This window comes from Enterobacter vonholyi (assembly GCF_008364555.1).
GTDB classification, from domain to species: domain Bacteria; phylum Pseudomonadota; class Gammaproteobacteria; order Enterobacterales; family Enterobacteriaceae; genus Enterobacter; species Enterobacter vonholyi.
Genome location: NZ_VTUC01000008.1, coordinates 57,633 through 84,157 on the forward strand (window position 1 = coordinate 57,633; position 26,525 = coordinate 84,157).

The window sequence follows — 26,525 nt, forward strand, 5'->3', positions numbered from 1 at the left end:
GGAGAGGGTTAGGGTGAGGGGGGAATACCTACAGAGCTAACCTATGTCATCATCCCGTCCGGTGTTCCGTTCCCGCTGGCTGCCGTACCTGTTGGTCGCGCCGCAGCTGGTCATCACCGTTATCTTCTTTATCTGGCCTGCGGGCGAAGCGCTGTGGTACTCGGTACAAAGCGTCGATCCGTTTGGGCTTTCCAGCCAGTTTGTTGGCCTGGACAACTTTACCGCGCTATTTCATGACAGCTACTACCTGGACTCCTTCTGGACGACGATGAAGTTCAGCGCGCTGGTCACCGTCAGCGGCCTTGTTGCCTCGCTGTTTTTCGCCGCGCTGGTCGATTACGTGGTGCGCGGCAGCCGCCTGTATCAGACCCTGATGCTGCTGCCTTACGCCGTGGCGCCCGCCGTCGCCGCCGTGCTGTGGATTTTCCTGTTTAACCCCGGTCGCGGGCTGATTACCCACTTCCTGGCTGAGTTCGGCTACGACTGGAACCACGCCCAGAACAGCGGCCAGGCCATGTTCCTGGTGGTGTTCGCCTCGGTGTGGAAGCAGATTAGCTATAACTTCCTGTTCTTCTTTGCCGCGCTGCAGTCCATTCCGCGTTCGCTGGTGGAAGCCGCCGCGATTGACGGCGCAGGACCGATTCGTCGCTTCTTCAGGCTGTCGCTGCCGCTGATCGCCCCGGTGAGCTTCTTCCTGCTGGTGGTTAACCTCGTTTACGCCTTCTTCGACACCTTCCCGGTAATCGATGCGGCCACCGCAGGCGGCCCGGTGCAGGCGACCACCACGCTGATTTACAAAATCTATCGCGAAGGCTTCGCCGGGCTGGATCTCTCGGCCTCTGCCGCGCAGTCCGTCGTGCTGATGTTCCTCGTCATCATCCTCACGGTGGTGCAGTTCCGCTATGTCGAAAGTAAGGTGCGCTACCAATGATTGAGAACCGTCGCGGGCTGACGATTTTCAGCCATACCATGCTGATTTTAGGGATCATCGTCATCCTCTTCCCGCTGTACGTGGCCTTTGTCGCCGCCACGCTGGACACCAAAGCGGTGTTCGATACGCCGATGACGCTGATCCCCGGCGGCCACCTCTTTGAGAACATGAAGACCATCTGGACCCAGGGCGTGGGCGCCAACAGCGCACCGTTCTGGCTGATGATGCTCAACAGCTTCATCATGGCGTTTGGCATTACGGTCGGCAAAATTACGGTGTCGATGCTTTCGGCGTTCGCCATCGTCTGGTTCCGCTTTCCGCTGCGTAACCTCTTCTTCTGGATGATCTTCATCACGCTGATGCTGCCGGTTGAGGTGCGTATCTTCCCGACGGTGGAGGTGATCGCCAACCTGAAGATGCTCGACAGCTACGCGGGCTTAACCCTGCCGCTGATGGCCTCGGCGACCGCCACCTTCCTGTTCCGCCAGTTCTTTATGACTCTGCCGGACGAGCTGATTGAAGCGGCGCGCATCGACGGCGCCTCACCGATGCGCTTCTTCCGCGACATCGTGCTGCCGCTGTCGAAAACCAACCTTGCGGCGCTGTTTGTGATCACCTTTATCTACGGCTGGAACCAGTACCTGTGGCCGCTGCTGATTATTCAGGACGTCAATCTTGGCACCGCCGTGGCGGGCATCAAAGGCATGATTGCCGCCGGCGAAGGCACCACCCTCTGGAACCAGGTGATGGCGGCGATGCTGCTCACCCTTATCCCACCCGTAGTCATTGTTTTAGCCATGCAGCGCGCGTTTGTCCGCGGCCTGGTCGATAGCGAGAAATAAGATGGCAGGTTTAAAACTTCAGGCAGTAACCAAAAGCTGGGACGGCAAAACCCAGGTGATCCAGCCGCTGACGCTCGACGTGGCGGACGGGGAATTTATCGTGATGGTCGGCCCGTCCGGCTGCGGCAAATCCACCCTGCTGCGCATGGTGGCGGGGCTGGAGCGCGTGACCTCCGGGGATATCTGGATTGACCGCCAGCGCGTCACCGAGATGGAGCCGAAAGACAGAGGCATCGCGATGGTCTTCCAGAACTACGCTCTCTATCCGCACATGAGCGTGGAGGAGAACATGGCCTGGGGGCTTAAAATCCGCGGCATGGGCAAAGGTCATATCGACGAGCGCGTGAAAGAGGCTGCCCGCATTCTGGAGCTGGACGGCCTGCTCAAGCGCCGCCCGCGCGAGCTCTCCGGCGGCCAGCGCCAGCGCGTAGCGATGGGGCGCGCCATCGTGCGCGATCCGGCGGTATTCCTCTTCGACGAGCCGCTCTCTAACCTCGACGCCAAGCTGCGCGTGCAGATGCGTCTTGAGCTGCAGCAATTGCACCGTCGTCTGAAAACCACCTCGCTGTACGTTACCCACGATCAGGTCGAAGCCATGACCCTCGCCCAGCGCGTGATGGTGATGAACAAAGGCGTTGCCGAGCAGATCGGTACCCCGGTGGAAGTGTATGAGAAACCGGCTACCCGCTTTGTGGCGAGCTTTATCGGCAGCCCGGCGATGAACCTGCTGGAAGGGCGTATCAGCAGCGCGGGCTCGCACTTTGAGCTGGAAAGCGGGATGGCATTGCCAATCAACTGGTACTATCGTGGCTACGCCGGGCGTAAGATGACGCTCGGTATCCGCCCGGAACATATCGGTTTAACCTCTCAGGCGGAAGGCGGCGTGCCGCTGGTCATGGACACGCTGGAGATGTTGGGTGCAGATAACCTGGCGCACGGGCGCTGGGGCGAGCAAAAGATGGTGGTGCGTCTGGCACATCAGGAGCGCCCTAAAGCAGGCAGCACGCTGTGGCTGCACCTGCCGGAAAATCATCTGCACCTGTTTGACGGTGAAACAGGACAACGAGTATGAGCAACTGGCCTTATCCCCACGTCGTCGCCCACCGCGGCGGCGGTAAGCTGGCGCCGGAAAACACGCTGGCGGCGATTGACGTCGGCGCGCGCTACGGTCACACGATGATCGAGTTCGACGCCAAGCTGTCGAAAGACGGCGAAATTTTCCTGCTGCATGACGATAACCTCGAACGCACCAGCAACGGCTGGGGCGTGGCGGGCGAGCTGCCGTGGCGCGATCTGCTGAAAGTTGACGCCGGAAGCTGGTACAGCGGCGAATTTAAAGGCGAACCGCTGCCGCTGCTGGCGGAAGTAGCCGATCGCTGTCGCCAGCACGGCATGATGGCCAATATCGAAATCAAACCGACCACCGGCACCGGGCTGCTGACGGGCAAAGTGATTGCCCTTGCCGCGCGCGAGCTGTGGGAAGGGATGACCGCGCCGCTGCTCTCCTCGTTTGAAATTGACGCACTGGAAGCGGCACAGGCGGCCGTACCGGAGCTGCCGCGCGGGCTGCTGCTTGACGAGTGGCGCGAGGACTGGCGCGAGCTGACGACGCGCTTAGCGTGCGTCTCTATTCATCTCAACCACAAGCTGCTGGATGAGGCGCGGGTGAAGATGCTGAAGGACGCGGGTCTGCATATTCTGGTTTACACCGTCAATAAACCCCAGCGCGCGGCCGAACTGCTGCGCTGGGGGGTGGACAGCATCTGCACCGATGCAATCGACCTGATCGGCCCGGACTTTAGTTCTGCGGATTAAGCATACTGCCATTCGACTGCGGCGGCAGCATATGCTGCTGTCCGCTACCTGACGACGTCATTCCCCCTAACATCCCGCCGTTTTTATTTGGCAACGGTTGCTCGCGCACCTGGCCCTGCTGCACGCGCTGGGTGTTGGCGTTCATCTGATTTTGCAGGCTTTGCTGCTGCACCTGGGTCTGCGTTCTCAGCTGCTGATTCAGCATCCCTTTTTGCTGCTGCTGCTGGCTCATCATCTCGGTCTGCATACGCTGCTGGCTCGGGATGACGTAACCCTGCTGATTCGGGTTATTCATGGTGTTGAGTGGCTGTGCGAGCGCGGCAAAGGGGATCAGCGCCGTAAGAATCAATAAGCGTTTCATTGTCATTTCCTCCTCTTGAGGTCTCTCTTAAGTTTACCCTGATTTCACCATGACGATGATTTTTTAGGAGTTGTGAACCAGGCTTAAGCGGGGAATATGGATCCCTTCACCTGGAGAACAATAATGATGAAACCAACGTTTTTGCGCTGGGTCGCCCTCGCCGCGCTGATGGCTGGCGGTACATTTAGCGTGGCGGCGAACCCGCCCGCGGCGCCTCCGGTCTCTTACGGCGTGGAGGAAGATGTTTTTCATCCCGTGCGGGCAACCCACGGCATGGTGGCATCCGTGGATGCGCTGGCGACCCGCGTGGGCGTCGATATTCTCAGACAGGGCGGTAACGCGGTGGATGCCGCGGTCGCCGTCGGCTATGCGCTGGCGGTAACGCATCCGCAGGCGGGGAACCTGGGCGGCGGCGGCTTTATGATGCTGCGCACCAAAGACGGGAAAACCACCGCCATCGACTTCCGTGAAATGGCGCCTTCTCAGGCGTCACGGGACATGTTCCTTGATGACCAGGGCAACCCTGACAGTAAAAAATCCCTGACCTCGCATCTCGCGTCCGGCACGCCGGGCACCGTTGCGGGCTTCTCGCTGGCGCTGGAAAAATACGGCACGATGCCGCTGAACAAGGTTGTTCAGCCTGCCATCAAGCTGGCGCGGGAGGGCTTTATGGTGAATGACGCGCTGGCAGACGACCTCAAAACCTACGGTAGCGAAGTCATTCCGAATCACGAAAACAGCAAGGCCATCTTCTGGAAAGACGGTGAACCGCTGAAGAAGGGCGATAAGCTGGTGCAAAAAAACCTCGCTAAAAGCCTGGAGCTGATTGCGGAGCACGGTCCGGACGCCTTCTACAAAGGGGCGATTGCCGATCAGATTGCGGAAGAGATGCAAAAAAACGGCGGGCTCATCACCAAAGCGGATCTGGCGGACTACAGGGCGGTGGAGCGCGAGCCGATTAGCGGCACCTACCGCGGCTATGAGGTGTTCTCCATGCCGCCGCCGTCTTCCGGGGGCATTCACATCGTGCAGATCCTCAACATTCTTGAAAACTTCGATATGCACAAGTTCGGCTTTGGCAGCGCGGATGCCATGCAGATAATGGCGGAAGCGGAAAAACGCGCCTATGCCGATCGCTCGGAATATCTCGGCGACCCGGACTTCGTGAAGGTGCCGTGGCAGGCGCTGACCAACAAGGCGTACGCCAAATCCATTGCCGATCAGATCGATATCAACAAGGCCAGGCCGTCGAGCGAGATCCGCCCCGGCAAGCTGGCGCCGTATGAAAGCAACCAGACCACCCACTTCTCGGTGGTGGATAAAGACGGTAACGCGGTGGCGGTGACCTATACGCTCAACACCACCTTCGGAACCGGGATTGTGGCGGGCAACAGCGGCATTCTGCTGAACAACGAGATGGATGACTTCTCCGCCAAGCCGGGCGTGCCGAACGTCTACGGGCTGGTCGGCGGCGATGCGAATGCGGTAGGACCGAAGAAACGTCCGCTGTCGTCCATGTCGCCCACCATTGTCGTGAAAGATGGCAAAACCTGGCTGGTAACCGGCAGCCCGGGCGGCAGCCGAATTATCACCACAGTATTGCAGATGGTGGTGAACAGCATTGACTTTGGGATGAACGTCGCCGAAGCCACCAACGCCCCGCGCTTCCACCACCAGTGGCTGCCGGACGAGCTGCGCGTCGAGAAGGGCTTTAGCCCGGACACCATTAAACTGCTTGAGCAGCGTGGGCAGAAGGTGGCGGTGAAAGAGGCGATGGGTAGCACCCAGAGCATTATGGTAGGGCCGGACGGAGCGCTGTTTGGCGCATCAGATCCGCGTTCGGTGGATGATTTGACGGCGGGGTATTGATTATTCCCCTCACCCTAACCCTCTCCCCATAGGGGAGAGGGCCGTGGTGAGGGGAGTGTGTCACTTCACTCTCGCCATATAATACGCATCCACATACTCGCCGTTGCGCAGGGCATAGCGCTTGCCGGTGCCTTCGATTTCAAAACCAAAATTTTTATAGAGGGCAACTGCCGCGGGGTTATCGGCAAAGACCGTCAGTTCGATACGTTCAATGCGCAACCAGTTGTCACACAGGTTGATCATCTCGCTCATGAGCCTGCGGCCTACGCCGCGTCCCTGCATATCCGCAGCCACGCTGATGCCGAATGTGGCAACATGGCTGCGACGCGGGTTTTCCATTACGTCCAGCGCCATATGTCCAATAACGCGCTGGTCCAGACAGGCAACGAGATGGCGCCGGCCTGGTTTTGTCGCAACGCGTTCGTGCCACATTTCCATAGAAGGATGAGGGAGTTGTAGCGTGTCGTGATACACATCAGGATGCGACATGATGTCACGTAAAGCTTCTGCATCGCTGGGTTCGATGTGGCGTATCACTATCTCACTCATTCCTTGTTCCTCAGTCAGTTAAAAGTCCCTTCCAACATCAATGACTTTAAAATTTGAGTCAACCGCTATTTTTTGCAAAAAGTATTGGACAAGTGCGAATGAGAATGATTATTATTGCTCTGCGTTCAGGAAGACCGCTACGGGAACCTGAAAGCACGACATTGCTCACATTGCTTCCAGTATTACTTTAGCCAGCTTTTAGCTGGCTTTTTTTTTGTTATGGTTAGACTCAGTAACCTTCCAAAAGGACTGAGCCATGACACTACATTGCGCATTTATTGGATTTGGTAAAAGTACGACCCGCTATCACCTGCCGTATGTTCTTAACCGCAAAGACAGCTGGCATGTGGCCCATATCTACCGCCGCCGCGCGAAGCCGGAAGAGCAATCTCCGCAGTACTCCCACATCCACTTCACCTGCGATCTCGACGAGGTGCTTAACGACCCACAGGTGAAGCTGGTGATTGTCTGCACCCACGCCGACAGCCATTTTGACTATGCCAAACGCGCGCTCAATGCGGGTAAAAACGTGCTGGTAGAAAAGCCGTTCACCCCGACTATCGCCGAAGCGAAGGAACTGTTTACGCTGGCGAAAAGTCAAGGCCTGACCGTTACGCCATATCAGAACCGGCGCTTTGACAGCTGCTTCCTGACGGCGAAAAAAGCGATTGAAAGCGGCAAGCTCGGCAACATCGTGGAAATCGAAAGTCACTTCGATTACTACCGTCCTGTGGCGGAAACGCAACCCGGACTGCCTCAGGATGGTTCGTTCTATGGTCTGGGCGTGCACACCATGGACCAGATCATCTCCCTGTTTGGCCGCCCGGACCACGTGGCGTATGACATTCGCAGCCTGCGCAACAAAGCCAATCCGGACGATACCTTCGAAGCCCAGCTGTTCTACGGCGACATGAAGGCCATCGTCAAAACCAGCCACCTGGTGAAGATCGACTACCCGAAATTTATCGTTCACGGTACCCGGGGTTCGTTCATTAAGTACGGCATTGACCAGCAGGAGACCAGCCTGAAGGCCAACATCATGCCGGGCGAGCCGGGCTTTGCGGCGGACGATTCCGTGGGCGTGCTGGAGTATGTGAACAACGAGGGCGTGACGGTCAAAGAAACGCTGAAGCCGGAAATCGGCGACTATGGCCGCGTCTACGATGCGCTGTTTGAGACCCTCACAAACGGCACGGCGAATTACGTCAAGGAATCTGACGTTCTGACCAACCTGGAAATCCTTGAGCGGTCCTTCGAGCAGGCTTCTCCTGCCACGATAACCCTTGCGAAATAAGCAAAAACGGCTCCTCTGTGCTTGTTCATAATTTTTGAACAGAGGAGTCAATTTTCACCCTCTATGATCCCAGACCGTTTGCGTCCACACTTACTCCATCGAAACGAACTGAGGGTGAAAACAATGATCTACTTACGCAAAGCAAACGAACGTGGTCACGCGAATCATGGCTGGCTGGACTCATGGCATTCATTCTCGTTTGCCGACTACTACGACCCGAACTTCATGGGCTTCTCCGCGCTGCGCGTGATTAACGACGACGTGATTGATGCAGGGCAGGGCTTCGGTACTCACCCGCACAAAGACATGGAAATCCTGACCTACGTGCTGGAAGGGGCGGTTGAGCACCAGGACAGCATGGGCAACAAAGAGCAGGTTCCGGCGGGCGAGTTCCAGATTATGAGCGCGGGTACCGGGGTGCGTCACTCCGAGTACAACCCGAGCAAAACGGAAAAACTGCACCTGTATCAAATCTGGATCATTCCAGAAGAGACCGGCATCACGCCGCGCTACGAGCAGCGCCGCTTCGACGCGAAACAGGGCAAACAGCTGGTGCTCTCCCCGGATGCGCGTGAAGGTTCCCTGAAGGTGCATCAGGATATGGAGCTGTACCGCTGGGCGCTGGCAAAAGACGAACAGTCTGTCCATCAGATTGCCGCCAACCGCCGCGTCTGGATCCAGGTGGTGAAAGGTGAGGTGTCCATTAATGGCACCAAAGCAACTACCGCCGATGGTCTGGCCATCTGGGATGAGCAGGCGCTCTCCGTGCACGCCGACAGCGACAGTGAAATCCTGCTGTTTGACCTGCCGCCGGTGTAATAAAACATAAATAAATCCCCATCCTTCCCTTTCACAGGGGAAGGATGGGCTTTGTCCGTGGTAAACTGAGCAAATCTCTCACTTCAAGATTTCTCAGGACGATGAAAAAGAAACGCCCCGTACTTCAGGATGTCGCCGATCGCGTCGGTGTGACCAAAATGACGGTCAGCCGTTTTTTACGTAACCCGGAGCAGGTTTCCGTGGCGTTACGTGGCAAGATTGCCGCTGCCCTTGATGAACTGGGTTATATCCCCAACCGCGCGCCCGATATTCTCTCGAATGCGACCAGCCGCGCGGTGGGCGTTCTGCTTCCTTCCCTGACCAACCAGGTTTTCGCCGAAGTATTACGGGGAATCGAAAGCGTCACCGATGCTTTTGGTTATCAGACCATGCTCGCCCACTACGGGTACAAGCCGGAGCTGGAAGAGGAGCGACTTGAATCGATGCTTTCCTGGAACATCGACGGCCTGATTTTAACCGAACGTACCCACACTGCCCGTACGCTCAAAATGATCGAAGTGGCCGGTATCCCGGTGGTAGAACTGATGGACAGCCAGTCGCCGTGCCTCGACATCGCCGTTGGGTTCGATAACTTCGAAGCGGCGCGCCAGATGACGGCGGCTATCATCGCCCGCGGGCATCGTCATATCGCCTATCTGGGTGCGCGTCTTGATGAACGTACTATCATCAAACAGAAGGGATACGAGCAGGCGATGCTCGACGCGAACTTAACCCCGTACAGCGTGATGGTGGAGCAGTCCTCTTCCTATACGTCGGGTATTGAGCTGATGCGTCAGGCGCGACGCGAGTATCCGCAACTGGACGGTATTTTCTGTACCAACGATGACCTTGCGGTCGGCGCAGCATTTGAGTGTCAGCGTCTGGGGCTGAAGATCCCTGATGATATGGCGATCGCCGGTTTCCACGGCCACGACATTGGCCAGGTGATGGAGCCGCGTCTGGCGAGCGTCCTGACGCCGCGTGAACGTATGGGCCGCATTGGCGCAGAACGCCTGCTGGCGCGCATTCGTGGCGAGACGGTGACCCCGAAAATGTTAGATTTAGGTTTCACCTTGTCACCGGGTGGATCTATTTGAACTGACAAATTTGAAGTAGCTCACACTTATTCACTTCGCGCACGTTTGGATATTGCTTCTCTTTTGCCCCGGCAGGACAATGTTACCGATAACTGTTACCCGTAACAATTGACTGAGGGACACCCTTTGAGCACGACTAATCACGATCACCACGTCTACGTCCTGATGGGCGTTTCCGGTAGCGGGAAATCAGCCGTGGCCAGCGAAGTGGCGCATCAACTCCAGGCTGCGTTTCTTGATGGCGACTTCCTCCATCCGCGCAGCAACATCATGAAAATGGCCTCCGGCGAGCCGCTGAACGATGACGACCGCAAACCGTGGTTGCAGGCGCTAAATGACGCCGCGTTCGCTATGCAGCGTACCAATAAAGTCTCCCTGATCGTCTGCTCCGCGCTGAAAAAAACCTACCGCGACCTGCTGCGTGACGGCAACCCGAATCTCTCTTTCATCTACCTGAAAGGGGATTTCGAGGTGATTGAAAGCCGCCTGAAGGCGCGTAAAGGTCACTTCTTCAAAACCCAGATGCTGGTAACGCAGTTCGAAGCGCTGCAGGAGCCGGGTGAAGACGAGAAAGACGTCTTAGTGGTTGATATCGATCAGTCACTGGAGGGTGTTGTTGCCAGCACCATCGAGGTCATTAATAAAAGGCAGTAAGTTTTGAGTACATTAACGCTAGTTTTGACAGCAGTGGGTTCGGTATTGCTGCTGCTGTTTTTAGTGATGAAGGCGCGTATGCACGCCTTTGTTGCTTTGATGGTGGTTTCTATTGGCGCAGGTCTCTTTTCCGGTATGCCGCTCGACAAGATCGCCGCGACAATGGAAAAAGGGATGGGCGGAACGCTGGGCTTCCTGGCGATTGTGGTCGCGCTGGGCGCGATGTTTGGCAAGATTTTGCACGAGACGGGCGCGGTCGACCAGATTGCCGTTAAGATGCTGAAATCCTTTGGCCACAGCCGTGCGCACTACGCGATTGGCCTGGCGGGCCTGATTTGCGCGCTGCCGCTGTTCTTTGAAGTGGCCGTTGTGTTGCTGATAAGCGTCGCGTTCTCCATGGCGCGCCATACCGGCACAAACCTCGTGAAGCTGGTTATTCCACTGTTTGCGGGCGTTGCGGCGGCCGCAGCGTTTCTGCTGCCGGGGCCTGCACCGATGCTGCTGGCGTCCCAGATGCACGCCGACTTTGGCTGGATGATCCTGATAGGCCTGTGCGCGGCAATTCCGGGAATGATTATCGCCGGCCCGCTCTGGGGTAACTTCATCAGCCGTTACGTTGAGCTGCATATTCCGGACGACATCACCGAGCCGCACCTGGGCGAGGGCAAAATGCCGTCCTTCGGCTTCAGCCTGTCGCTGATCCTGCTCCCGCTGGTTCTCGTGGGTCTGAAAACCATCGCCGCGCGCTTTGTGCCGGTGGGTTCTACCGCGTACGAATGGTTTGAGTTCATCGGTCACCCGTTCACGGCGATCCTGGTGGCGTGCCTGGTGGCGATTTACGGCCTGGCGATGCGTCAGGGGATGCCAAAAGACCGGGTGATGGAGATCTGCGGTGCCGCGCTGCAGCCTGCGGGTATTATCCTGCTGGTGATTGGTGCCGGCGGCGTGTTCAAGCAGGTACTGGTGGATTCCGGCGTGGGTCCGGCTCTGGGCGAAGCGCTGACCGGGATGGGCCTGCCGATTGCGGTAACCTGTTTCGTACTGGCCGCGGCGGTACGTATCATTCAGGGTTCCGCAACCGTGGCGTGTTTAACCGCCGTGGGTCTGGTGATGCCGGTGATTGAACAGCTGAACTATTCCGGTGCGCAGATGGCCGCGCTCTCTATCTGTATCGCGGGCGGTTCGATTGTGGTCTCTCACGTTAACGACGCCGGCTTCTGGCTGTTCGGTAAGTTTACCGGTGCTACCGAAGCGCAAACTCTGAAAACCTGGACGCTGATGGAAACCATACTCGGCACGACGGGTGCGATTGTCGGGATGATAGCCTTTACACTGCTGAGCTGAATGCGGTGATTTGACCAGGCTCAAAAATAAGGCCCGGTAGCGTAAGCGCTTACCGGGCCTTTTTATTATCCAGGGCGTCAGGCCGGGCCATAACCCGGCATTGCGTTACTCGCCCTGCGTGGCGCTCTCAATCGTCAAACGCACGTCCGAGGTAATCAGCTCTGCCAGCATCTGGTACACCTTCAGCGTCTCTTCCGGTTCGGCATCGCCCGTATCGCTGATGAAGCCTTCATCGCGCAGCGTCAGCACCAGAGAACTGAAGACTGCTTTGTCGAAGAATTCAGGGGCGTTAATGCCGTGCAAAACGGACAGACGCTGGGCCAGCGTCCGGCTTTCTTTCTCCAGCGTACCGCGGTTGATAGACGGGTTCGCACTCAGCAGCCAGAACGTAATGGCGTAGCGCTGCAGCGTTTCACGCGCACCGGCCGCCAGCAGCTGCAGGGTACGGGAGCGTGATGGATTGATGTGCAGCTCGTCGTCTGAAACGGTGATCAGCCCCTGGCGACGCATCTCTTCCGTCATCTTATCCAGTTCTGTCGCCAGCTCATCCCTACTCCAGCGCAGGAACAGCTCCGCTTTCAGCATCGGATAGATGGTCTCAAGATGGCGCAGTAGCTCCTGACGGGAAATATGTCGATGCTGGGTAATAATGGCGGCCATTAGCGACGGCAGCATCAGCATATGCGTGATGTTGTTGCGGTAGTAGGTCATCAGCACCGCCTGCTCGCGCGGCAGAATGATGATGTCGCCGATCGTGTCCTTTTCGACTTCAAACTTATTCATCTGAAGCGCGTGATCGATAAGCTCACTGGCGGTCGCAGAAGGTACGGTCGAATCAACCGAATACGGTACGTTCCGCATCATATCCAGATAGCAATCCAGCTGCTCTGTGAGCTGTTCACGGGTCAGCGAGCGCTGGCGCGAAGCCAGAAGCGCCGTACAGCACAGGTTCATGGCGTTAGCCGCACCGGCGTTGTTAATGCGCACCATCAGCTCGGACGCGATGCCGTTAACCGTTGGCGTCAGCCAGGCCGGACGCACCGCTTCGATAGGATCGATGGACTCGCGCCACTCCGGAACGTGATGGTTCAGGTACGTCATCAGCGGCATCGGCTCGCCGAAGTTAACGTAGCCCTGACCAAGATTGCGCAACTTGCTCAAGCCGCGCAGCATCTGCGGCAGGCTCTCTTTCTCTTTGGTCGCGCCACGCAGCTCTTTCGCGTACGTGCCCACTTCCATCACGTGCTCGTAGCCAATGTAGATAGGCACCAGCGTGATCGGACGGGTACCTCCGCGCAGCATGGCCTGGATGGTCATCGACAGCGTGCCGGTCTTCGGATCGAGCAGACGACCGGTACGGGAACGCCCGCCTTCAACGAAGTACTCCACGGAATAGCCGCGGCTGAACAGCTCGCCCAGATACTCGCGGAACACGGTAGAGTAGAGCTTGTTGCCCTTGAAGGTACGACGAATAAAGAACGCGCCCAGGCGACGGAAGATTGGGCCCGCCGGCCAGAAGTTCAGGTTGATACCGGCAGCAATGTGCGGTGGTACCAGCCCCTGGTGATAGAGCACGTAGGAGAGAAGCAGATAGTCCATGTGGCTGCGGTGGCAGGGGACATAGACAATCTCATGGCCATCATGCGCCAGCTGACGCACGCGCTCGGCGTTATGGACGTTGATGCCCTGATAAAGGCGGTTCCACGTAAAGCCGAGAATACGATCGGAAAGGCGAATCATCTCGTAAGAGAAGTTCGCTGCAATCTCTTCCATCAGCGCAATGGCGTTCTGCTGGGCTTTCTCATGCGAAATTTTCTTGCTGCGCGCTTCATCTTCAACGGCGCGGGCAATCGCTTTGGAAGCCAGCAGCTTGTTGAACAGATCCTGACGCGCCGGGAGGCGTGGCCCTACGGCAGCCAGGCGCTGACGGGCGAAGTGCATACGCGCCACGCGCGCCAGTTTTTGCGCGATGATCTTGTCGGTGCCGTGCTCGTCCGCCATGCGACGCAGCGAAACAGAAGGGGAGAAACGCACAAAGCTGTCGCGTCCCAGCCAGGAGACCGCGAAGAACTTCTGGATGCCGTTAAGCATGCGCAGCGGCGGGTTCTCTTCACCTTTTTCGCGGCCCGGACGACGACCAAACATCACCGATACCGGCACCATCTGCACATCCAGATCGGGATTGCTGCGGTGCAGGTCGAGATAGTCATGGAACAGCTTGATGGACTCTTCTTTCGGCGTGTAATAGGTAAACACGCGCGGCCCGCCGTGGATGAACACGTAGCGCGGCAGCAGCGTGCCGTCAACTTCCAGCGGTTCAAGCGGATCTGGTAAGTCATGCGCCAGACACTGGGCGCGAAGCGTCAGTAAGTCAGCCTTCGAGTTATAAGGCAAAACGTACATAATGGGACGCGACGTATCGAGCCCCAGTTCCAGCGCGGGTTCTGCTGGGATAGACTTGCTTTTTACCAGGATGCTTAATGGTAAATTAAGTAATTTGTAGTAAATTCGTGGCCAGCCGGACATAAACGATGTAAAGCCTCTGGTTAATAATGCAATTGCGGCGCAAGGATAACAGAAAGCGCGCAAAATTTCTGTTGTTACCCGTCATACTTCAGGCTGTAGCGAAACGCGCTACGGCCCCTGTTACTGACGCTCTTTTTTAAAAAAGGTTCTTTTAATGGCCAATAATACCACTGGGTTAACACGTATCATCAAAGCCGCCGGCTATTCATGGAAAGGTTTCCGTGCCGCATGGGCCAACGAGGCCGCGTTTCGCCAGGAGGGCGTCGCCGCTATCATCGCGGTGATCGTCGCCTGTTTCCTTGATGTTGATGCTATTACCCGCGTACTTCTTATCGGTTCCGTACTTCTGGTGATGATAGTGGAAATTCTTAATAGCGCTATTGAGGCCGTTGTGGATCGCATCGGTTCCGATTTCCATGAGCTTTCTGGCCGCGCAAAAGACATGGGATCTGCTGCCGTATTACTGGCGATTATCACTGCCGTTATCACCTGGGTCACGCTGCTTTGGTCACATTTCCGATGAGCCTCGAGGAATAATTAAGTCCCTGGTTTTTTGTGCAGTTTTTGGTTCCAAAATCGCCTTTGACTGTATATACTCACAGCATAACTGTATATACACCCAGGGGGCGGAATGAAAGCGTTAACGACCAGGCAGCAAGAGGTGTTTGATCTCATCCGGGATCATATCGGCCAGACGGGTATGCCACCTACGCGTGCGGAAATCGCGCAGCGTCTGGGTTTCCGTTCTCCGAATGCTGCCGAAGAACACCTGAAAGCGCTGGCGCGTAAAGGCGTGATTGAGATTGTATCAGGCGCGTCACGCGGTATCCGACTGCTGGTAGAAGAAGAGACGGGCATTCCGCTGGTAGGTCGTGTTGCTGCCGGTGAGCCTTTACTGGCACAGCAGCATATTGAAGGTCATTACCAGGTCGATCCAGCCATGTTCAAGCCGAGCGCTGATTTTCTGCTGCGCGTTAGCGGCATGTCGATGAAAGACATCGGTATTCTTGACGGCGATCTGCTTGCGGTACATAAAACGCAGGATGTGCGTAACGGCCAGGTGGTTGTCGCGCGCATTGACGATGAAGTCACCGTCAAACGTCTGAAAAAACAGGGTAACACCGTTCAGTTACTGCCTGAAAACAACGAGTTCACCCCAATTGTGGTCGATCTCCGCGAACAGAACTTCTCTATCGAAGGTCTGGCAGTAGGCGTGATTCGTAACGGTGAATGGCTGTAATCTCTTCCTGACAGGCTACGCTTCCGCTGTAGCCTGTTCATCTACCTTTCCCGGTATTTCGCATGTCACTACTGACGGCATCAGATAAGGCATTGTGGCGTCTTGCCCTGCCGATGATTTTCTCCAATATTACCGTGCCTTTGCTGGGACTGGTTGATACTGCCGTTATAGGCCATCTTGATTCACCGGTTTATCTTGGCGGCGTGGCGATTGGCGCGACGGCAACCAGCTTCCTGTTTATGCTGTTGCTCTTTTTACGCATGAGCACCACCGGTCTTACCGCACAGGCTTATGGTGCGAAAGATCCGCTGCGTCTGGCGCGCGCGCTGGTGCAGCCGCTTATACTCGCGCTTGGCGCGGGTGCGTTAATCGTTGTATTACGGACACCCCTGATCGATCTTGCGCTTCATATCGTTGGCGGCAGCGAGGCGGTACTGGATCAGGCGCGACGTTTCCTTGAAATCCGGTGGCTCAGCGCGCCAGCGTCGCTGGCTAACCTGGTTCTGCTGGGGTGGCTACTGGGCGTTCAGTATGCCCGGGCGCCAGTGATTTTGCTGGTGGTGGGCAACCTTCTCAACATTGTGCTGGATATCTGGCTGGTGATGGGCCTGCATATGAACGTGCGGGGCGCGGCGCTGGCGACGGCGATTGCCGAATACGGGACCTTTATCATTGGCTTGTGGATGGTCTGGCGCGTGCTGTCGATGCGCGGGATCTCTCTGGCGCTGCTCAAAAGCGCATGGCGCGGCAATATCCGTAAGCTGCTAGCCCTCAACCGTGACATCATGCTGCGCTCGCTGCTTCTTCAGCTCTGCTTCGGCGCGCTGACGGTTTTCGGGGCTCGACTGGGGCCAGAAATCGTGGCGGTCAACGCGATATTGATGACGCTTCTGACCTTTACCGCCTATGCGCTGGACGGTTTTGCCTACGCGGTTGAAGCGCATTCCGGGCAGGCGTACGGTGCGCGAGAAAGCGGGCAGCTTCGGGATGTCTGGCGGGCAGCCTGCCGTCAGTCGGGACTGGTGGCGCTGGCCTTTGGTCTGGTTTACGCCTGCTTTGGTGAGCAGATCGTTGCATTGCTGACGACTATCCCTGCTCTGCGCGAGCTGGCGAGTCACTATCTCCTCTGGCAAGTCATCTTACCGGTGGTCGGCGTCTGGTGTTATCTGCTGGACGGCATGTTTATTGGTGCGACGCGCGGAGCAGAAATGCGCAACAGCATGGCGGTCGCGGCGGCAGGGTTTGGTCTGACGCTGCTAACGCTTCCCTGGCTGGGTAATCACGGTTTGTGGCTGGCCCTGGCCGTCTTCCTCACGCTGCGCGGGTTATCGCTGGCGTTTATCTGGCACCGCCACTGGCAAAACGATACCTGGTTCTCTTCGCGCCACGATATATCGTGACGGTTAAAGATTCCGAATATGAAATTAACTACGGAATCCTTAACTACAATAATTATCACGTCCAGCAGAAAAGAACGTAACGGACGTTACGACCCGACGCTTAACTAAGAGGACACGATGATGAATAAAGACGAAATCGGCGGCAACTGGAAGCAGTTCAAAGGTAAAGCGAAAGAAAAGTGGGGTAAGCTGACTGATGACGACATGACCGTCATTGAAGGTAAACGCGATCAGCTTGTCGGTAAAATTCAGGAACGTTACGGCTACGCGAAAGATCAGGCGGAAAACGAAGTCAAAGACTGGGAAACCCGTAACGACTACCGCTGGTAACGCTGAATAACCCACAGGGCGGCTCCAGGCCGCCTTTTCTTTTGCCGCTAACGCGGCTTTTTCTTCACCAGGATAGAGTGGTCGTGCTGACAGGCGTCCTGATGGCGACAGGCTTCCACCTCCACGCACGCGGAACAGAGCCCGTGGGCTTCAATCACGTTATGACGCAGGGCAAAGCCCATTTTCGCTGCCAGCGTATGCATTATATCTTCCACGCCTTCCGCAGCTTCTTCTTTCACCACGCCGCAGCGGTCACAGATAAACATCGCCGATGTGTGGGTGGGCTGATCGAACAGATGGCACAGCACATAGCTGTTGGTGGATTCCACCTTGTGCACGAACCCTTGTTCCAGCAGGAAATCCAGTGCGCGATAAACCGTCGGCGGCTTTGCCTGCGGCTCGCTTTCGCGGAGCAGGTCGAGCAGATCGTAGGCGCTGATAGCACCCTGCTGCAGGCTCATCAGGCGTAATACTTCAAGGCGCTGCGGAGTCAGGCGCACATTGCGTTGCGCACACAGCTTTTCGGCCTGCGCTAACAGCTCTTTTGTGGACTTATCCATGTAGCACCCCGGATGTTATAGGACGGAAAACCCTCACTTTATCATGTTCTGGTAAAAACGCCGAGATCCGCCAGTCTGTGCTATACCTGACCCATTACAAACCGGGAAATAAACAATGAAAAAACCTGACTGTATTCGACACTGGCGCGACCTTGAAGGCGCGGATGATTCGACCTATCCCGACAGCGATGAGCTTTTTTCTATCGGCGCCCCGTTGGCTCGAAAGCTTGGGCTCGGGCGTATTGGCATCCATCATGAGCGCCTGCCGCCTGGGCGCAGGACGTCCTATCCGCACGCGGAGAGCGACGAAGAAGAGTTTATTTACGTGCTTGAAGGCCACCCTGACGCCTGGATTAATGGCTACTTGTGGAAGCTGGAGCCTGGCGACAGCGTAGGTTTTCCCGCCGGTACCGGCATCTGTCATACCTTTATCAACAACACGGACGACGAGGTTCGGCTCCTGGTCGTTGGCGAGGCCAACAAGAAGCATAACCGCATATACTATCCGCTTAACCCGGTTTATGCCGCTACCCGAGAGGATCGCTGGGTAGACCACCCGCCCCAGTTTTTTGGACCGCATGATGGAAAACCTGGGAAAAAATAATTTCCTCTTCTATAAATATTGAGGGCCGTCACAAAATATAACAGGCCGTAAGGGAGTTTTACTTAGGGATAGAAATAGCGGGTCTTTTACTACTTATTCACAGCAATAGTTCGTTCCTGTTTGGGTGATAACAGACAGGGGTTATTTCATAACAGACTATAACGGGCATACTGTGAAAAAAAATTTTAAATTTTCGGTGGTTAGTATCGCTGTTTCCTTGTTTATGGCAAATCAGGCGGGAGCAGCCAATACCTGGACAGAATCACGGAGCGACGCAATGGGTGGCACTGGCGTTGCCTCCGGGAGCTATGGCAGTGGGGCATTAATCAACCCCGCGCTGCTGGCAAAGGCAAAACCTGACGATGATGTGACGGTTATTTTGCCGTCCATTGGCGTACAGGTAACGGATGAGGACAATCTTCAGGACGAGATTGATACCATCAACGACAAAATCAATCACTACAAGGATGTGGTTGATAATCTCACGCCAAGAGAAATTATCACCAATCCATTAGGTTCCATTAATCAATTCCAGGGCGCGGCCAAAGATCTGGCCGATGAGCTGGACTATCTCAAAGGCAAAACCGCACGCGCAACGGCAGGGGCAGGGCTTGCGGTGAGTATCCCTAACGATGTCCTTTCGGTAGCCTTCATGGCGAAAGGCTATGCCCATGGCCGGGTGAGCTCGTCTATCGATCAGCAGGATATTGATTACCTTCGCGGTATTCAACGCAGTAACGTGGTGGCTGCCGGTGTTGCACTGGACGCTGCGCTGAACGGCACGGATCAGATCACCAAAAATCTCAACTCAACGGCATCCGGCCGGGCGGCGATTGTCTCCGACTATGGTGTTGCCGTTGCCCGTCAGTTTGACCTCGGCGGCGTCCCTGTTTCCGTGGGCGTGACGCCAAAGCTGCAAAAAACCTGGGTCTATAACTACACCACGTCAATCTACGATTACGACAGTAACAAGTGGAACGACAGCCGCTACCGTACTGACGATACGGGCTTCAACGTGGATGCCGGTATTGCGGCCGATTTCGGCGAACACTGGACCGTTGGCGTGAGCGGACAAAACCTGATGTCGCGCGATATCGACACCAAAGATATCCGTATCCGCAATGGCCGTACGGGAGAAGTGGTGAGCTATAAAGACACCTATCAGATCCGCCCACTGGTAACCGCCGGTGCCGCCTGGCACAACGACCTGGTGACGCTGACCGCCGATGGCGATCTGACCGAAACCAAAGGCTTCAAGAGCGAAGATACGTCGCAGTACGTGGGTGTCGGTGCCGAGGTGACGCCGCTGAGCTGGCTGGCGGTGCGTGCGGGTTATCGTGCAGACGTGAAGGGTAACGACAGCAATGTCTTTACCGGCGGTGTCGGTTTCGCGCCGTTTAGCACCGTGCATGTTGACCTGATGGGCCTGTACGGTGAAGACGAAACCTGGGGCGCAGGGGCTCAGCTGAGCATGACGTTCTAAAGTCAACCGGAGGCGCTGCGCCTCCGGCTTTTCTTTGTGCTATAGTAGCGCCCCTTTTCCACCAGATGCTTAAAACTTCGCCATGTCGTCAGAATCACAGACCGCTTTCCCCGCACACCGTTTCTCCATTGCGCCGATGCTCGACTGGACGGACAGACACTGCCGCTATTTCCTGCGCAAGCTCTCCCGCCATACGCTGCTGTACACCGAAATGGTGACCACGGGCGCAATTATTCACGGGAAGGGCGACTATCTGGCCTATAGCGAAGAAGAGCATCCGGTTGCCCTGCAGCTGGGCGGCAGCGATCCGGCCGCGCTGGCGCAGTGCGCGAAGCTGGCGGAAGCGCGCGGCTACGACGAGATCAACCTGAACGTTGGCTGCCCGTCCGACCGTGTGCAAAACGGTATGTTCGGTGCCTGCCTGATGGGGAACGCGCAGCTGGTAGCGGACTGTATCAAGGCGATGCGCGATGCGGTCTCCATTCCGGTCACGGTCAAAACCCGTATCGGGATTGACGACCAGGACAGCTACGAATTCCTGTGCGACTTCATCGATACGGTCTCCGGAAAGGGCGAATGCGAGATGTTCATCATCCACGCGCGAAAAGCCTGGCTCTCCGGCCTGAGCCCGAAAGAGAACCGCGAAATCCCGCCGCTGGACTACCCGCGCGTGCATCAGCTGAAGCGTGACTTCCCTCACCTGACCATGTCCATTAACGGCGGCATCAAGTCGCTGGAAGAGGCCAAAGCGCATCTGGCGCATATGGATGGCGTGATGGTCGGCCGCGAGGCGTATCAGAACCCGGGCATTCTGGCGACGGTCGATCGCGAAATCTTTGGCATTGAAGGCGCAGACACCGATCCGGTTGCCGTCGTGCGGGCGATGTATCCTTATATTGAGCGCGAGCTGAGCAACGGTACGTATCTCGGCCATATCACCCGCCATATGCTGGGTCTGTTCCAGGGTATACCGGGCGCGCGTCAGTGGCGCCGCTACCTGAGCGAGAATGCGCATAAAGCCGGAGCCGATATTGAGGTGCTGGAACATGCGCTGCGACTGGTGGCAGACAAGCGATAACTTTCGCTAAAAGTTCGTCAAATTCACCACGCCCTGCGAGTTCTTGCGGGGCGTTTTGCTTTAAGAACAAAACGTTAGCTTTGGCATGGATCTTGTAATGCTTAATGCATTACTCGGGAACTCGTGGGAGAGCACCATGCTGGAACTACTTTTTGTGATTGGCTTTTTTGTCATGCTGTTAGCGACAGGCGTTTCGTTGCTCGGCATTCTGGCGGCTATCGTGGTGGCGACGGTGGTCATGTTTATTGGCGGACTGTTTGCGCTGACGATCAAACTGCTGCCGTGGTTACTGCTGGCCGTTGCGGTGGTGTGGGTGATTCGGTCGATTAAATCGCCAAAAGTGCCCGGTTATCAGCGCAATAACCGCTTTCGTTACTAAGGTATTGAGGGGTTCGTCACATAGTTGTAACTTTTCCGGCAGCATGGCTTAGAACAGAATAGGATTTACTTATCGAATCTGTCACTATGACTGCCGTTAAAGAATTCATCGTGCTGTACCCTACATACAGCCGAACTAAAAAAAGAAAGGGCTTCCCACGGGAAGCCCAATTTCTTTTTGGGGCTCAGGGAATCAACAGGCTCGACCCCTGCGTCGCCCGGCTCTCCAGCACCTCATGCGCGCGCTGCGCATCGGTCAGCGCGAATTTCTGCGCATCTGCCACATCCACTTTGATGACACCGCTGGCGATCAGCGAGAACAGCTCGTTGCTGGCTTCCTCAAGTTCTTCCCGGTTGGTGATGTAGCCCTGCAGGGAAGGGCGCGTGACGTACAGCGAACCTTTCTGATTCAGAATACCGAGATTCACGCCGGTGACAGCGCCTGACGCATTGCCGAAGCTCACCATCAGCCCACGACGCTGCAGACAGTCCAGCGACGCTTCCCAGGTGTCTTTCCCAACCGAGTCATACACGACGCGCACCTTTTTGCCGCTGGTGATCTCCTTCAGCCGTTCGACAATGCTCTCTTCACGATAGTTAATCACCTGCCAGGCGCCCGCCTGCAGCGCGCGCTGCGCTTTTTGGGCATTGCCCACGGTGCCGATCAGTTTTGCGCCCAGGGCTTTTGCCCACTGACAGGCGATGAGCCCGACGCCGCCCGCCGCGGCATGAAACAGGAACTGCTCGTCGGGTTTAATTTCATAGGTTTTACGCAGCAGGTAGTAAACGGTTAAGCCTTTCAGGAACGAGGCCGCCGCCTGTTCGAAGGAGATAGCGTTAGGCAGCAGGGCGGCTTTATCCGCCGGAACGTTGTGGACGGAGCTGTAAGCGCCCAGCGCAGACTGCGCATATACCACGCGGTCGCCCTCTTTAATATGCTTAACCGCGCTGCCCACTTTTACGACGACACCGGCTGCCTCGGTGCCGAGGCCGCTCGGCATTGACGGAGGCGGGTAGAGACCGCCGCGAATATAGGTGTCGATGTAGTTTATGCCTATGGCTTTGTTTTCAACCTGCACTTCGTTTTCGCCAGGCGCGGTGGGGGTGAACTCCACCGCTTTGAGTACGTCTGGCCCACCGTGTTTCTGGAATTCAATGCGCGTTGCCATGCTCCCTCCGTAAGAAAAATATGGTAATCTTTCGACCCACTCTTTATCTCGGTAACTCCATTCACTATGGCAGGAAACAAACCCTTCAACAAACAGACTGAACCTCGCGAGCGTGATTTCCAGGTCGCAGGGTTAAAGGTCCCGCCGCACTCGATTGAAGCGGAACAGTCGGTGTTGGGCGGTTTAATGCTGGATAACGAGCGCTGGGACGACGTCGCCGAGCGCGTCGTGGCGGAAGATTTCTACACCCGTCCGCACCGCCATATCTTTACCGAAATGGCGCGTCTACAGGAGTCGGGCAGCCCGATCGACCTGATCACGCTCGCGGAATCGCTGGAGCGTCTTGGTCAGCTCGACAGCTGCGGTGGGTTTGCCTATCTGGCGGAACTGTCAAAAAACACGCCTAGTGCGGCGAACATCAGCGCTTATGCCGATATCGTGCGCGAACGTGCCGTCGTCCGCGAGATGATCTCGGTGGCGAACGAGATCGCCGAAGCCGGTTTTGATCCGCAGGGGCGCACCAGCGAAGACCTGCTTGACCTTGCTGAGTCCCGCGTTTTTAAAATCGCCGAAAGCCGCGCTAACAAAGACGAAGGCCCAAAAAATATCGCCGATGTGCTCGACGCCACCGTCGCCCGTATCGAACAGCTGTTCCAGCAGCCGCACGATGGCGTCACCGGGGTGAACACCGGCTATGATGATTTGAACAAGAAAACCGCCGGTCTGCAGCCGTCGGATTTGATTATCGTCGCCGCGCGTCCGTCGATGGGTAAAACCACTTTTGCGATGAACCTCGTCGAAAATGCGGCGATGTTGCAGGATAAGCCGGTGCTTATCTTCAGTCTTGAGATGCCCTCCGAGCAGATTATGATGCGTTCTCTGGCGTCGCTGTCGCGCGTGGATCAGACCCGCATTCGTACCGGCCAGCTTGACGATGAGGACTGGGCGCGCATCTCCGGCACCATGGGCATTCTGCTGGAAAAACGGAACATCTATATCGATGACTCCTCCGGCCTGACGCCGACGGAGGTTCGTTCCCGCGCGCGCCGTATCGCCCGTGAACACGGCGGCATCGGCCTCATCATGATCGACTACCTTCAGCTGATGCGCGTCCCGTCGCTTTCCGACAACCGTACGCTGGAAATTGCGGAGATTTCCCGCTCGCTCAAGGCATTAGCCAAAGAGCTGCACGTGCCGGTGGTGGCGCTGTCGCAGCTTAACCGTTCTCTGGAACAACGCGCCGACAAGCGCCCGGTCAACTCCGACCTGCGTGAATCCGGCTCCATCGAGCAGGATGCCGACTTAATCATGTTTATCTACCGTGATGAGGTTTATCACGAGAACAGCGACCTGAAAGGGATCGCCGAAATTATTATTGGTAAACAACGTAACGGCCCGATCGGGACGGTACGTCTGACCTTTAACGGACAGTGGTCGCGTTTCGACAACTATGCCGGTCCTCAATATGATGATGAGTAATTTCTAAGGAATTCAAATGCAAGCGGCAACTGTTGTTATTAACCGCCGCGCTCTGCGACACAACCTGCAACGTCTGCGTGAACTGGCGCCTGCCAGCAAGCTCGTTGCAGTCGTGAAAGCGAACGCTTACGGACACGGTCTTCTTGAGACCGCGCGAACGCTCCCCGATGCCGATGCCTTTGGCGTCGCCCGTCTTGAAGAAGCCCTCCGCCTGCGCGCGGGGGGGATTACCCAACCGATTCTCCTCCTCGAAGGCTTTTTCGAAGCCAGCGATCTGCCAACCATTGCTGACCAGCATCTGCACACGGCGGTACACAATGAAGAACAGCTGGCCGCACTTGAAACCGCCGAGCTGAGCGAGCCGGTGACCGTCTGGATGAAGCTCGACACGGGCATGCACCGTCTGGGCGTGCGTCCTGAAAGCGCGGAAGCGTTTTACCAGCGTTTATGCCGGTGCAAAAACGTGCGCCAGCCGGTGAATATTGTTAGCCACTTCGCCCGTGCCGATGAGCCCGAGTGCGGTGCAACCGAGCGGCAGCTGGATATCTTTAATACCTTCTGCGAAGGCAAGCCGGGGATGCGCTCGATCGCAGCTTCCGGCGGGATCCTGCTGTGGCCGCAGTCGCACTTCGACTGGGCGCGACCGGGTATCATCCTTTACGGCGTATCACCGCTGGAGAACAAGCCCTGGGGGCCGGATTTTGGCTTCCAGCCGGTCATGTCGCTGGTCTCTAACCTGATTGCCGTGCGTGACCATAAAGCGGGTGAGCCGGTGGGCTACGGCGGTACCTGGACCAGCGAGCGTGATACCCGTCTTGGCGTGGTGGCGATGGGCTATGGCGACGGTTATCCCCGTGCCGCGCCGTCGGGTACGCCGGTTCTCGTCAACGGTCGCGAGGTGAAGATTGTTGGTCGCGTGGCGATGGACATGATTTGCGTCGATCTGGGGCCAGAAGCGCAGGATAAACCCGGCGACGGTGTGGTGATGTGGGGGGAAGGTTTACCCGTTGAACGTATTGCTGAAATCACTAAAGTGAGTGCTTACGAACTTATTACCCGCCTGACGTCTCGGGTGGCGATGAAGTACGTCGACTAACGTTTCATTCCAGGGAAGGATAATGTCACCTTCAGAAATCGCTGCGTGTCTGGCCTATGCTCTCTCAGTCTGGCTGGCCGCCAGAAACAATATCCATACGTGGTGGATAGGCATCATCGGTAGCGGGCTTTATGCCTGGGTCTTCTATTCTGTGCAGCTTTATGCTGACGTTACCCTTCAGTTCTTTTTCATCATAACGAGCATAACCGGCTGGCTGCATTGGCTTAAAGGCAATCATGGAGAGGTCTTGCCTGTTCGTCGTACCAGACCGAGACATTTTTTTATGCTTTTAACCTGCGCCATAAGCGTAGCAGTGGTATACGGGTGGATACTGCATCTCTATACTAATGCATGGGCCCCCTGGCTGGACTCCATCATTTTGACATTCAGCATTCTTGCTCAGTTTATGTTGATGGGACGGCGTCTGGAAAATTGGTACATCTGGCTTGCCGTTAATACGCTCGCAGTACCGCTGTACGCGACGAGAGAACTGTATCTGACCGCCGGTTTATATCTGGTGTTTTGGTTAAATGCGTGGCACGGACTGTATCAATGGCGCAAGGAGATCCGTGCGCAATGACGCTGTATGCCAACGGTCTGGTGGTAGGCAAATTCGCACCATTACATGCGGGCCATGAAGCGCTCATCAATACGGCACTTGAGCAGTGCGAGACGGTCTGTATCATCAGCTATTCGTCGCCGGAAATACGCGGTTACGAACCTGAAAAGCGGCTTAACTGGTTAACAACGCGCTTCCCACAATGTCGCCACCTCGTGCTTTCGCCGCAAGTGTTGGCTTCATATGGCCTTGCGCCACCGCCACCGAATGACGCTGATGACGATCTTCACAGGCATTATGTTGCAACGCTGTGTGAGGACATTTTGCATTGTCAGCCAGAAGCGGTATTTACTGCCGAAGACTATGGAGACGGGTTTGCCACTGTCCTGAGCCAGCGTTTCGGACGACCGGTTGCGCACGTGCGTCTCCAGCGTCAACGGGGACCAGAAGCTCCATCGGGAACGCTCATCCGCTCTGATGTTCATCGTTATCGCAAGATGATGTCCCCAGAGGTGTACCGTAGCTTTGTTTTTCGTATCTGCTTATTAGGTGGAGAATCGACGGGCAAAAGCACGCTTGCAAAGGCACTGGCGCAAACGCTAAACGTTCCGTACGTTGCAGAGTATGGTCGTGAACACTGGGAAAAGAAGAACGGTATCCTGGATCGGGAGGATTTGCTGCATATTGCCCGCGAGCAGGTGCGTCGGGAAGAATTAGCCTGCACGGCGCCTTATCTGGTCTGTGATACGTCACCTTTAACGACCCTGTTTTACGCGCTCGATCAGTTTGGCAACGCGCCGCAGGCGTTAATTGAGTTAGCCGAACGCGACTATTCTCTGGTCGTACTCTGCGGGGATGAATTTCCCTTTGTGCAGGATGGGACCCGGCAGGGCGAGGCGTTTCGCCACAGACAGCAGGTATGGTATGAAGCAGAGCTGTCGGCACGAAATATTCCTTTTCTGCGCGTGCGGGGCTCATTGCCTGAGCGAATCGATCACATTTGCCGATATATCCAGGGACTGATCTGATATCGCTCTCGACCTTCACC

At 56.4% G+C, this 26,525-nt stretch carries 27 protein-coding genes; 22 read left to right on the forward strand and 5 right to left on the reverse strand.

Annotation, left to right across the window (positions count from 1 at the left end):
* The first annotated feature begins 43 nt into the window (after window positions 1-43).
* From ugpA to ugpQ, 4 genes are read left to right on the forward strand one after another with little or no spacing between them, the layout of a single operon-like run.
* Complete coding sequence (gene ugpA / locus F0319_RS13960; protein WP_023618241.1) at window positions 44-931, forward strand: sn-glycerol-3-phosphate ABC transporter permease UgpA; 888 nt, start codon at window positions 44-46, stop codon at window positions 929-931.
* Window positions 928-1,773: a sn-glycerol-3-phosphate ABC transporter permease UgpE gene (gene ugpE / locus F0319_RS13965; protein WP_149367214.1), complete on the forward strand. Its 846-nt coding sequence runs from the start codon at window positions 928-930 to the stop codon at window positions 1,771-1,773. The genes ugpA and ugpE overlap by 4 nt, the downstream gene beginning before the upstream one ends.
* 1 nt (window position 1,774) lies before the next feature.
* Complete coding sequence (locus tag F0319_RS13970; RefSeq protein WP_149367215.1) at window positions 1,775-2,845, forward strand: sn-glycerol-3-phosphate import ATP-binding protein UgpC; 1,071 nt, start codon at window positions 1,775-1,777, stop codon at window positions 2,843-2,845.
* Window positions 2,842-3,588 (forward strand): glycerophosphodiester phosphodiesterase, encoded by a 747-nt coding sequence (ugpQ, locus tag F0319_RS13975; RefSeq protein WP_115876932.1) that lies wholly within the window; start codon window positions 2,842-2,844, stop codon window positions 3,586-3,588. Before F0319_RS13970 ends, ugpQ begins: the two co-directional genes overlap by 4 nt.
* Here the strand turns inward: ugpQ and F0319_RS13980 are convergent.
* Window positions 3,572-3,949 carry a DUF2756 family protein gene (locus F0319_RS13980; protein ID WP_111964217.1) on the reverse strand — a complete coding sequence of 126 codons (378 nt, stop codon included), beginning with the start codon at window positions 3,947-3,949 and terminating at the stop codon, window positions 3,572-3,574. The two genes, ugpQ and F0319_RS13980, sit on opposite strands and share 17 nt — an antisense overlap.
* Before the next feature lie 123 nt (window positions 3,950-4,072).
* Between F0319_RS13980 and ggt the strand changes: the two genes are divergently transcribed.
* On the forward strand, window positions 4,073-5,818 hold the full coding sequence (gene ggt / locus F0319_RS13985) for a gamma-glutamyltransferase (RefSeq protein ID WP_188035107.1): 1,746 nt from the start codon (window positions 4,073-4,075) through the stop codon (window positions 5,816-5,818).
* Window positions 5,819-5,878: 60 nt separating this feature from the next.
* On the opposite strand, the gene yhhY is transcribed toward ggt, so the two are convergent.
* On the reverse strand, window positions 5,879-6,367 hold the full coding sequence (gene yhhY / locus F0319_RS13990; protein WP_111964216.1) for an N-acetyltransferase: 489 nt from the start codon (window positions 6,365-6,367) through the stop codon (window positions 5,879-5,881).
* A 256-nt stretch (window positions 6,368-6,623) separates the two neighbouring features.
* Between yhhY and F0319_RS13995 the strand changes: the two genes are divergently transcribed.
* From F0319_RS13995 to gntU, 5 genes are all read left to right on the forward strand, one after another.
* Window positions 6,624-7,661, forward strand: a complete 1,038-nt coding sequence (locus F0319_RS13995; protein WP_149367216.1) for an oxidoreductase — start codon at window positions 6,624-6,626, stop codon at window positions 7,659-7,661.
* Window positions 7,662-7,784: 123 nt separating this feature from the next.
* A complete protein-coding gene (locus F0319_RS14000) occupies window positions 7,785-8,480 on the forward strand; it encodes a pirin family protein (RefSeq protein ID WP_111964214.1) in 696 nt (231 codons plus the stop codon).
* 101 nt (window positions 8,481-8,581) lie between these two features.
* Window positions 8,582-9,577, forward strand: coding sequence for a gluconate operon transcriptional repressor GntR (gntR, locus tag F0319_RS14005; protein WP_021242747.1), 996 nt, complete (start codon window positions 8,582-8,584; stop codon window positions 9,575-9,577).
* Between the two features lie 126 nt (window positions 9,578-9,703).
* A complete protein-coding gene (gene gntK / locus F0319_RS14010; RefSeq protein WP_008503362.1) occupies window positions 9,704-10,231 on the forward strand; it encodes a gluconokinase in 528 nt (175 codons plus the stop codon).
* Window positions 10,232-10,234: 3 nt separating this feature from the next.
* Window positions 10,235-11,575: a gluconate transporter gene (gene gntU, locus F0319_RS14015; RefSeq protein WP_014833577.1), complete on the forward strand. Its 1,341-nt coding sequence runs from the start codon at window positions 10,235-10,237 to the stop codon at window positions 11,573-11,575.
* A gap of 105 nt (window positions 11,576-11,680) precedes the next feature.
* Here gntU and plsB read toward each other — a convergent pair whose 3' ends face one another.
* Window positions 11,681-14,101, reverse strand: a complete 2,421-nt coding sequence (gene plsB, locus F0319_RS14020) for a glycerol-3-phosphate 1-O-acyltransferase PlsB (protein WP_111964213.1) — start codon at window positions 14,099-14,101, stop codon at window positions 11,681-11,683.
* A 154-nt stretch (window positions 14,102-14,255) separates the two neighbouring features.
* On the opposite strand from plsB, the gene F0319_RS14025 reads away from it, so the two are divergent.
* From F0319_RS14025 to F0319_RS14040, 4 genes are all read left to right on the forward strand, one after another.
* Window positions 14,256-14,624, forward strand: coding sequence for a diacylglycerol kinase (locus tag F0319_RS14025; protein WP_111964212.1), 369 nt, complete (start codon window positions 14,256-14,258; stop codon window positions 14,622-14,624).
* A 108-nt stretch (window positions 14,625-14,732) separates the two neighbouring features.
* Window positions 14,733-15,341 carry a transcriptional repressor LexA gene (gene lexA, locus F0319_RS14030; RefSeq protein ID WP_111964211.1) on the forward strand — a complete coding sequence of 203 codons (609 nt, stop codon included), beginning with the start codon at window positions 14,733-14,735 and terminating at the stop codon, window positions 15,339-15,341.
* A 62-nt stretch (window positions 15,342-15,403) separates the two neighbouring features.
* Window positions 15,404-16,741 carry an MATE family efflux transporter DinF gene (dinF, locus tag F0319_RS14035; protein ID WP_149367217.1) on the forward strand — a complete coding sequence of 446 codons (1,338 nt, stop codon included), beginning with the start codon at window positions 15,404-15,406 and terminating at the stop codon, window positions 16,739-16,741.
* Window positions 16,742-16,861: 120 nt separating this feature from the next.
* Window positions 16,862-17,071 (forward strand): CsbD family protein, encoded by a 210-nt coding sequence (locus tag F0319_RS14040; protein ID WP_024906712.1) that lies wholly within the window; start codon window positions 16,862-16,864, stop codon window positions 17,069-17,071.
* Window positions 17,072-17,118: 47 nt separating this feature from the next.
* Here the strand turns inward: F0319_RS14040 and zur are convergent, their stop codons facing one another.
* Window positions 17,119-17,631, reverse strand: a complete 513-nt coding sequence (gene zur / locus F0319_RS14045; protein ID WP_008503369.1) for a zinc uptake transcriptional repressor Zur — start codon at window positions 17,629-17,631, stop codon at window positions 17,119-17,121.
* A gap of 115 nt (window positions 17,632-17,746) precedes the next feature.
* Between zur and F0319_RS14050 the strand changes: the two genes are divergently transcribed.
* The 4 genes from F0319_RS14050 (at window position 17,747) to pspG (ending at window position 21,175) form a co-directional block, all read left to right on the forward strand.
* Window positions 17,747-18,235 carry a cupin domain-containing protein gene (locus tag F0319_RS14050; RefSeq protein ID WP_111964208.1) on the forward strand — a complete coding sequence of 163 codons (489 nt, stop codon included), beginning with the start codon at window positions 17,747-17,749 and terminating at the stop codon, window positions 18,233-18,235.
* A 172-nt stretch (window positions 18,236-18,407) separates the two neighbouring features.
* Window positions 18,408-19,718: a conjugal transfer protein TraF gene (locus F0319_RS14055; protein WP_149367218.1), complete on the forward strand. Its 1,311-nt coding sequence runs from the start codon at window positions 18,408-18,410 to the stop codon at window positions 19,716-19,718.
* An 82-nt stretch (window positions 19,719-19,800) separates the two neighbouring features.
* A complete protein-coding gene (gene dusA, locus F0319_RS14060; protein ID WP_149367219.1) occupies window positions 19,801-20,796 on the forward strand; it encodes a tRNA dihydrouridine(20/20a) synthase DusA in 996 nt (331 codons plus the stop codon).
* A gap of 136 nt (window positions 20,797-20,932) precedes the next feature.
* A complete protein-coding gene (gene pspG / locus F0319_RS14065; protein ID WP_111964222.1) occupies window positions 20,933-21,175 on the forward strand; it encodes an envelope stress response protein PspG in 243 nt (80 codons plus the stop codon).
* A gap of 184 nt (window positions 21,176-21,359) precedes the next feature.
* Here the strand turns inward: pspG and F0319_RS14070 are convergent, their stop codons facing one another.
* Window positions 21,360-22,343: a quinone oxidoreductase gene (locus F0319_RS14070; protein ID WP_133293585.1), complete on the reverse strand. Its 984-nt coding sequence runs from the start codon at window positions 22,341-22,343 to the stop codon at window positions 21,360-21,362.
* A gap of 66 nt (window positions 22,344-22,409) precedes the next feature.
* Here F0319_RS14070 and dnaB point away from each other — a divergent pair, with 66 nt between their 5' ends.
* Genes dnaB through F0319_RS14090 form a run of 4 tightly spaced genes read left to right on the forward strand, consistent with a single transcriptional unit; the run spans window position 22,410 to window position 26,505 of the window.
* Entirely contained in the window at window positions 22,410-23,822 is a 1,413-nt protein-coding gene (gene dnaB / locus F0319_RS14075) for a replicative DNA helicase (RefSeq protein WP_023310046.1), read from the forward strand.
* Between the two features lie 16 nt (window positions 23,823-23,838).
* Window positions 23,839-24,918 (forward strand): alanine racemase, encoded by a 1,080-nt coding sequence (gene alr, locus F0319_RS14080; RefSeq protein ID WP_149367220.1) that lies wholly within the window; start codon window positions 23,839-23,841, stop codon window positions 24,916-24,918.
* A 22-nt stretch (window positions 24,919-24,940) separates the two neighbouring features.
* On the forward strand, window positions 24,941-25,498 hold the full coding sequence (gene pnuC, locus F0319_RS14085; protein WP_149367221.1) for a nicotinamide riboside transporter PnuC: 558 nt from the start codon (window positions 24,941-24,943) through the stop codon (window positions 25,496-25,498).
* Window positions 25,495-26,505, forward strand: a complete 1,011-nt coding sequence (locus F0319_RS14090) for an AAA family ATPase (RefSeq protein WP_149367222.1) — start codon at window positions 25,495-25,497, stop codon at window positions 26,503-26,505. The genes pnuC and F0319_RS14090 overlap by 4 nt, the downstream gene beginning before the upstream one ends.
* Window positions 26,506-26,525: the final 20 nt, after the last annotated feature.

Excerpts from the sequence above, each read along its gene's own strand:
- ugpA (WP_023618241.1), top strand. The coding sequence starts at position 44 with ATGTCATCATCCCGTCCGGTGTTCCGTTCCCGCTGGCTGCCGTACCTG.
- ugpE (WP_149367214.1), top strand. The coding sequence starts at position 928 with ATGATTGAGAACCGTCGCGGGCTGACGATTTTCAGCCATACCATGCTG.
- F0319_RS13970 (WP_149367215.1), top strand. The coding sequence starts at position 1,775 with ATGGCAGGTTTAAAACTTCAGGCAGTAACCAAAAGCTGGGACGGCAAA.
- ugpQ (WP_115876932.1), top strand. The coding sequence starts at position 2,842 with ATGAGCAACTGGCCTTATCCCCACGTCGTCGCCCACCGCGGCGGCGGT.
- F0319_RS13980 (WP_111964217.1), bottom strand. The coding sequence starts at position 3,949 with ATGAAACGCTTATTGATTCTTACGGCGCTGATCCCCTTTGCCGCGCTC.
- ggt (WP_188035107.1), top strand. The coding sequence starts at position 4,073 with ATGATGAAACCAACGTTTTTGCGCTGGGTCGCCCTCGCCGCGCTGATG.
- yhhY (WP_111964216.1), bottom strand. The coding sequence starts at position 6,367 with ATGAGTGAGATAGTGATACGCCACATCGAACCCAGCGATGCAGAAGCT.
- F0319_RS13995 (WP_149367216.1), top strand. The coding sequence starts at position 6,624 with ATGACACTACATTGCGCATTTATTGGATTTGGTAAAAGTACGACCCGC.
- F0319_RS14000 (WP_111964214.1), top strand. The coding sequence starts at position 7,785 with ATGATCTACTTACGCAAAGCAAACGAACGTGGTCACGCGAATCATGGC.
- gntR (WP_021242747.1), top strand. The coding sequence starts at position 8,582 with ATGAAAAAGAAACGCCCCGTACTTCAGGATGTCGCCGATCGCGTCGGT.
- plsB (WP_111964213.1), bottom strand. The coding sequence starts at position 14,101 with ATGTCCGGCTGGCCACGAATTTACTACAAATTACTTAATTTACCATTA.
- F0319_RS14025 (WP_111964212.1), top strand. The coding sequence starts at position 14,256 with ATGGCCAATAATACCACTGGGTTAACACGTATCATCAAAGCCGCCGGC.
- lexA (WP_111964211.1), top strand. The coding sequence starts at position 14,733 with ATGAAAGCGTTAACGACCAGGCAGCAAGAGGTGTTTGATCTCATCCGG.
- dinF (WP_149367217.1), top strand. The coding sequence starts at position 15,404 with ATGTCACTACTGACGGCATCAGATAAGGCATTGTGGCGTCTTGCCCTG.
- F0319_RS14040 (WP_024906712.1), top strand. The coding sequence starts at position 16,862 with ATGAATAAAGACGAAATCGGCGGCAACTGGAAGCAGTTCAAAGGTAAA.
- zur (WP_008503369.1), bottom strand. The coding sequence starts at position 17,631 with ATGGATAAGTCCACAAAAGAGCTGTTAGCGCAGGCCGAAAAGCTGTGT.
- F0319_RS14050 (WP_111964208.1), top strand. The coding sequence starts at position 17,747 with ATGAAAAAACCTGACTGTATTCGACACTGGCGCGACCTTGAAGGCGCG.
- dusA (WP_149367219.1), top strand. The coding sequence starts at position 19,801 with ATGTCGTCAGAATCACAGACCGCTTTCCCCGCACACCGTTTCTCCATT.
- pspG (WP_111964222.1), top strand. The coding sequence starts at position 20,933 with ATGCTGGAACTACTTTTTGTGATTGGCTTTTTTGTCATGCTGTTAGCG.
- F0319_RS14070 (WP_133293585.1), bottom strand. The coding sequence starts at position 22,343 with ATGGCAACGCGCATTGAATTCCAGAAACACGGTGGGCCAGACGTACTC.
- dnaB (WP_023310046.1), top strand. The coding sequence starts at position 22,410 with ATGGCAGGAAACAAACCCTTCAACAAACAGACTGAACCTCGCGAGCGT.
- alr (WP_149367220.1), top strand. The coding sequence starts at position 23,839 with ATGCAAGCGGCAACTGTTGTTATTAACCGCCGCGCTCTGCGACACAAC.
- pnuC (WP_149367221.1), top strand. The coding sequence starts at position 24,941 with ATGTCACCTTCAGAAATCGCTGCGTGTCTGGCCTATGCTCTCTCAGTC.
- F0319_RS14090 (WP_149367222.1), top strand. The coding sequence starts at position 25,495 with ATGACGCTGTATGCCAACGGTCTGGTGGTAGGCAAATTCGCACCATTA.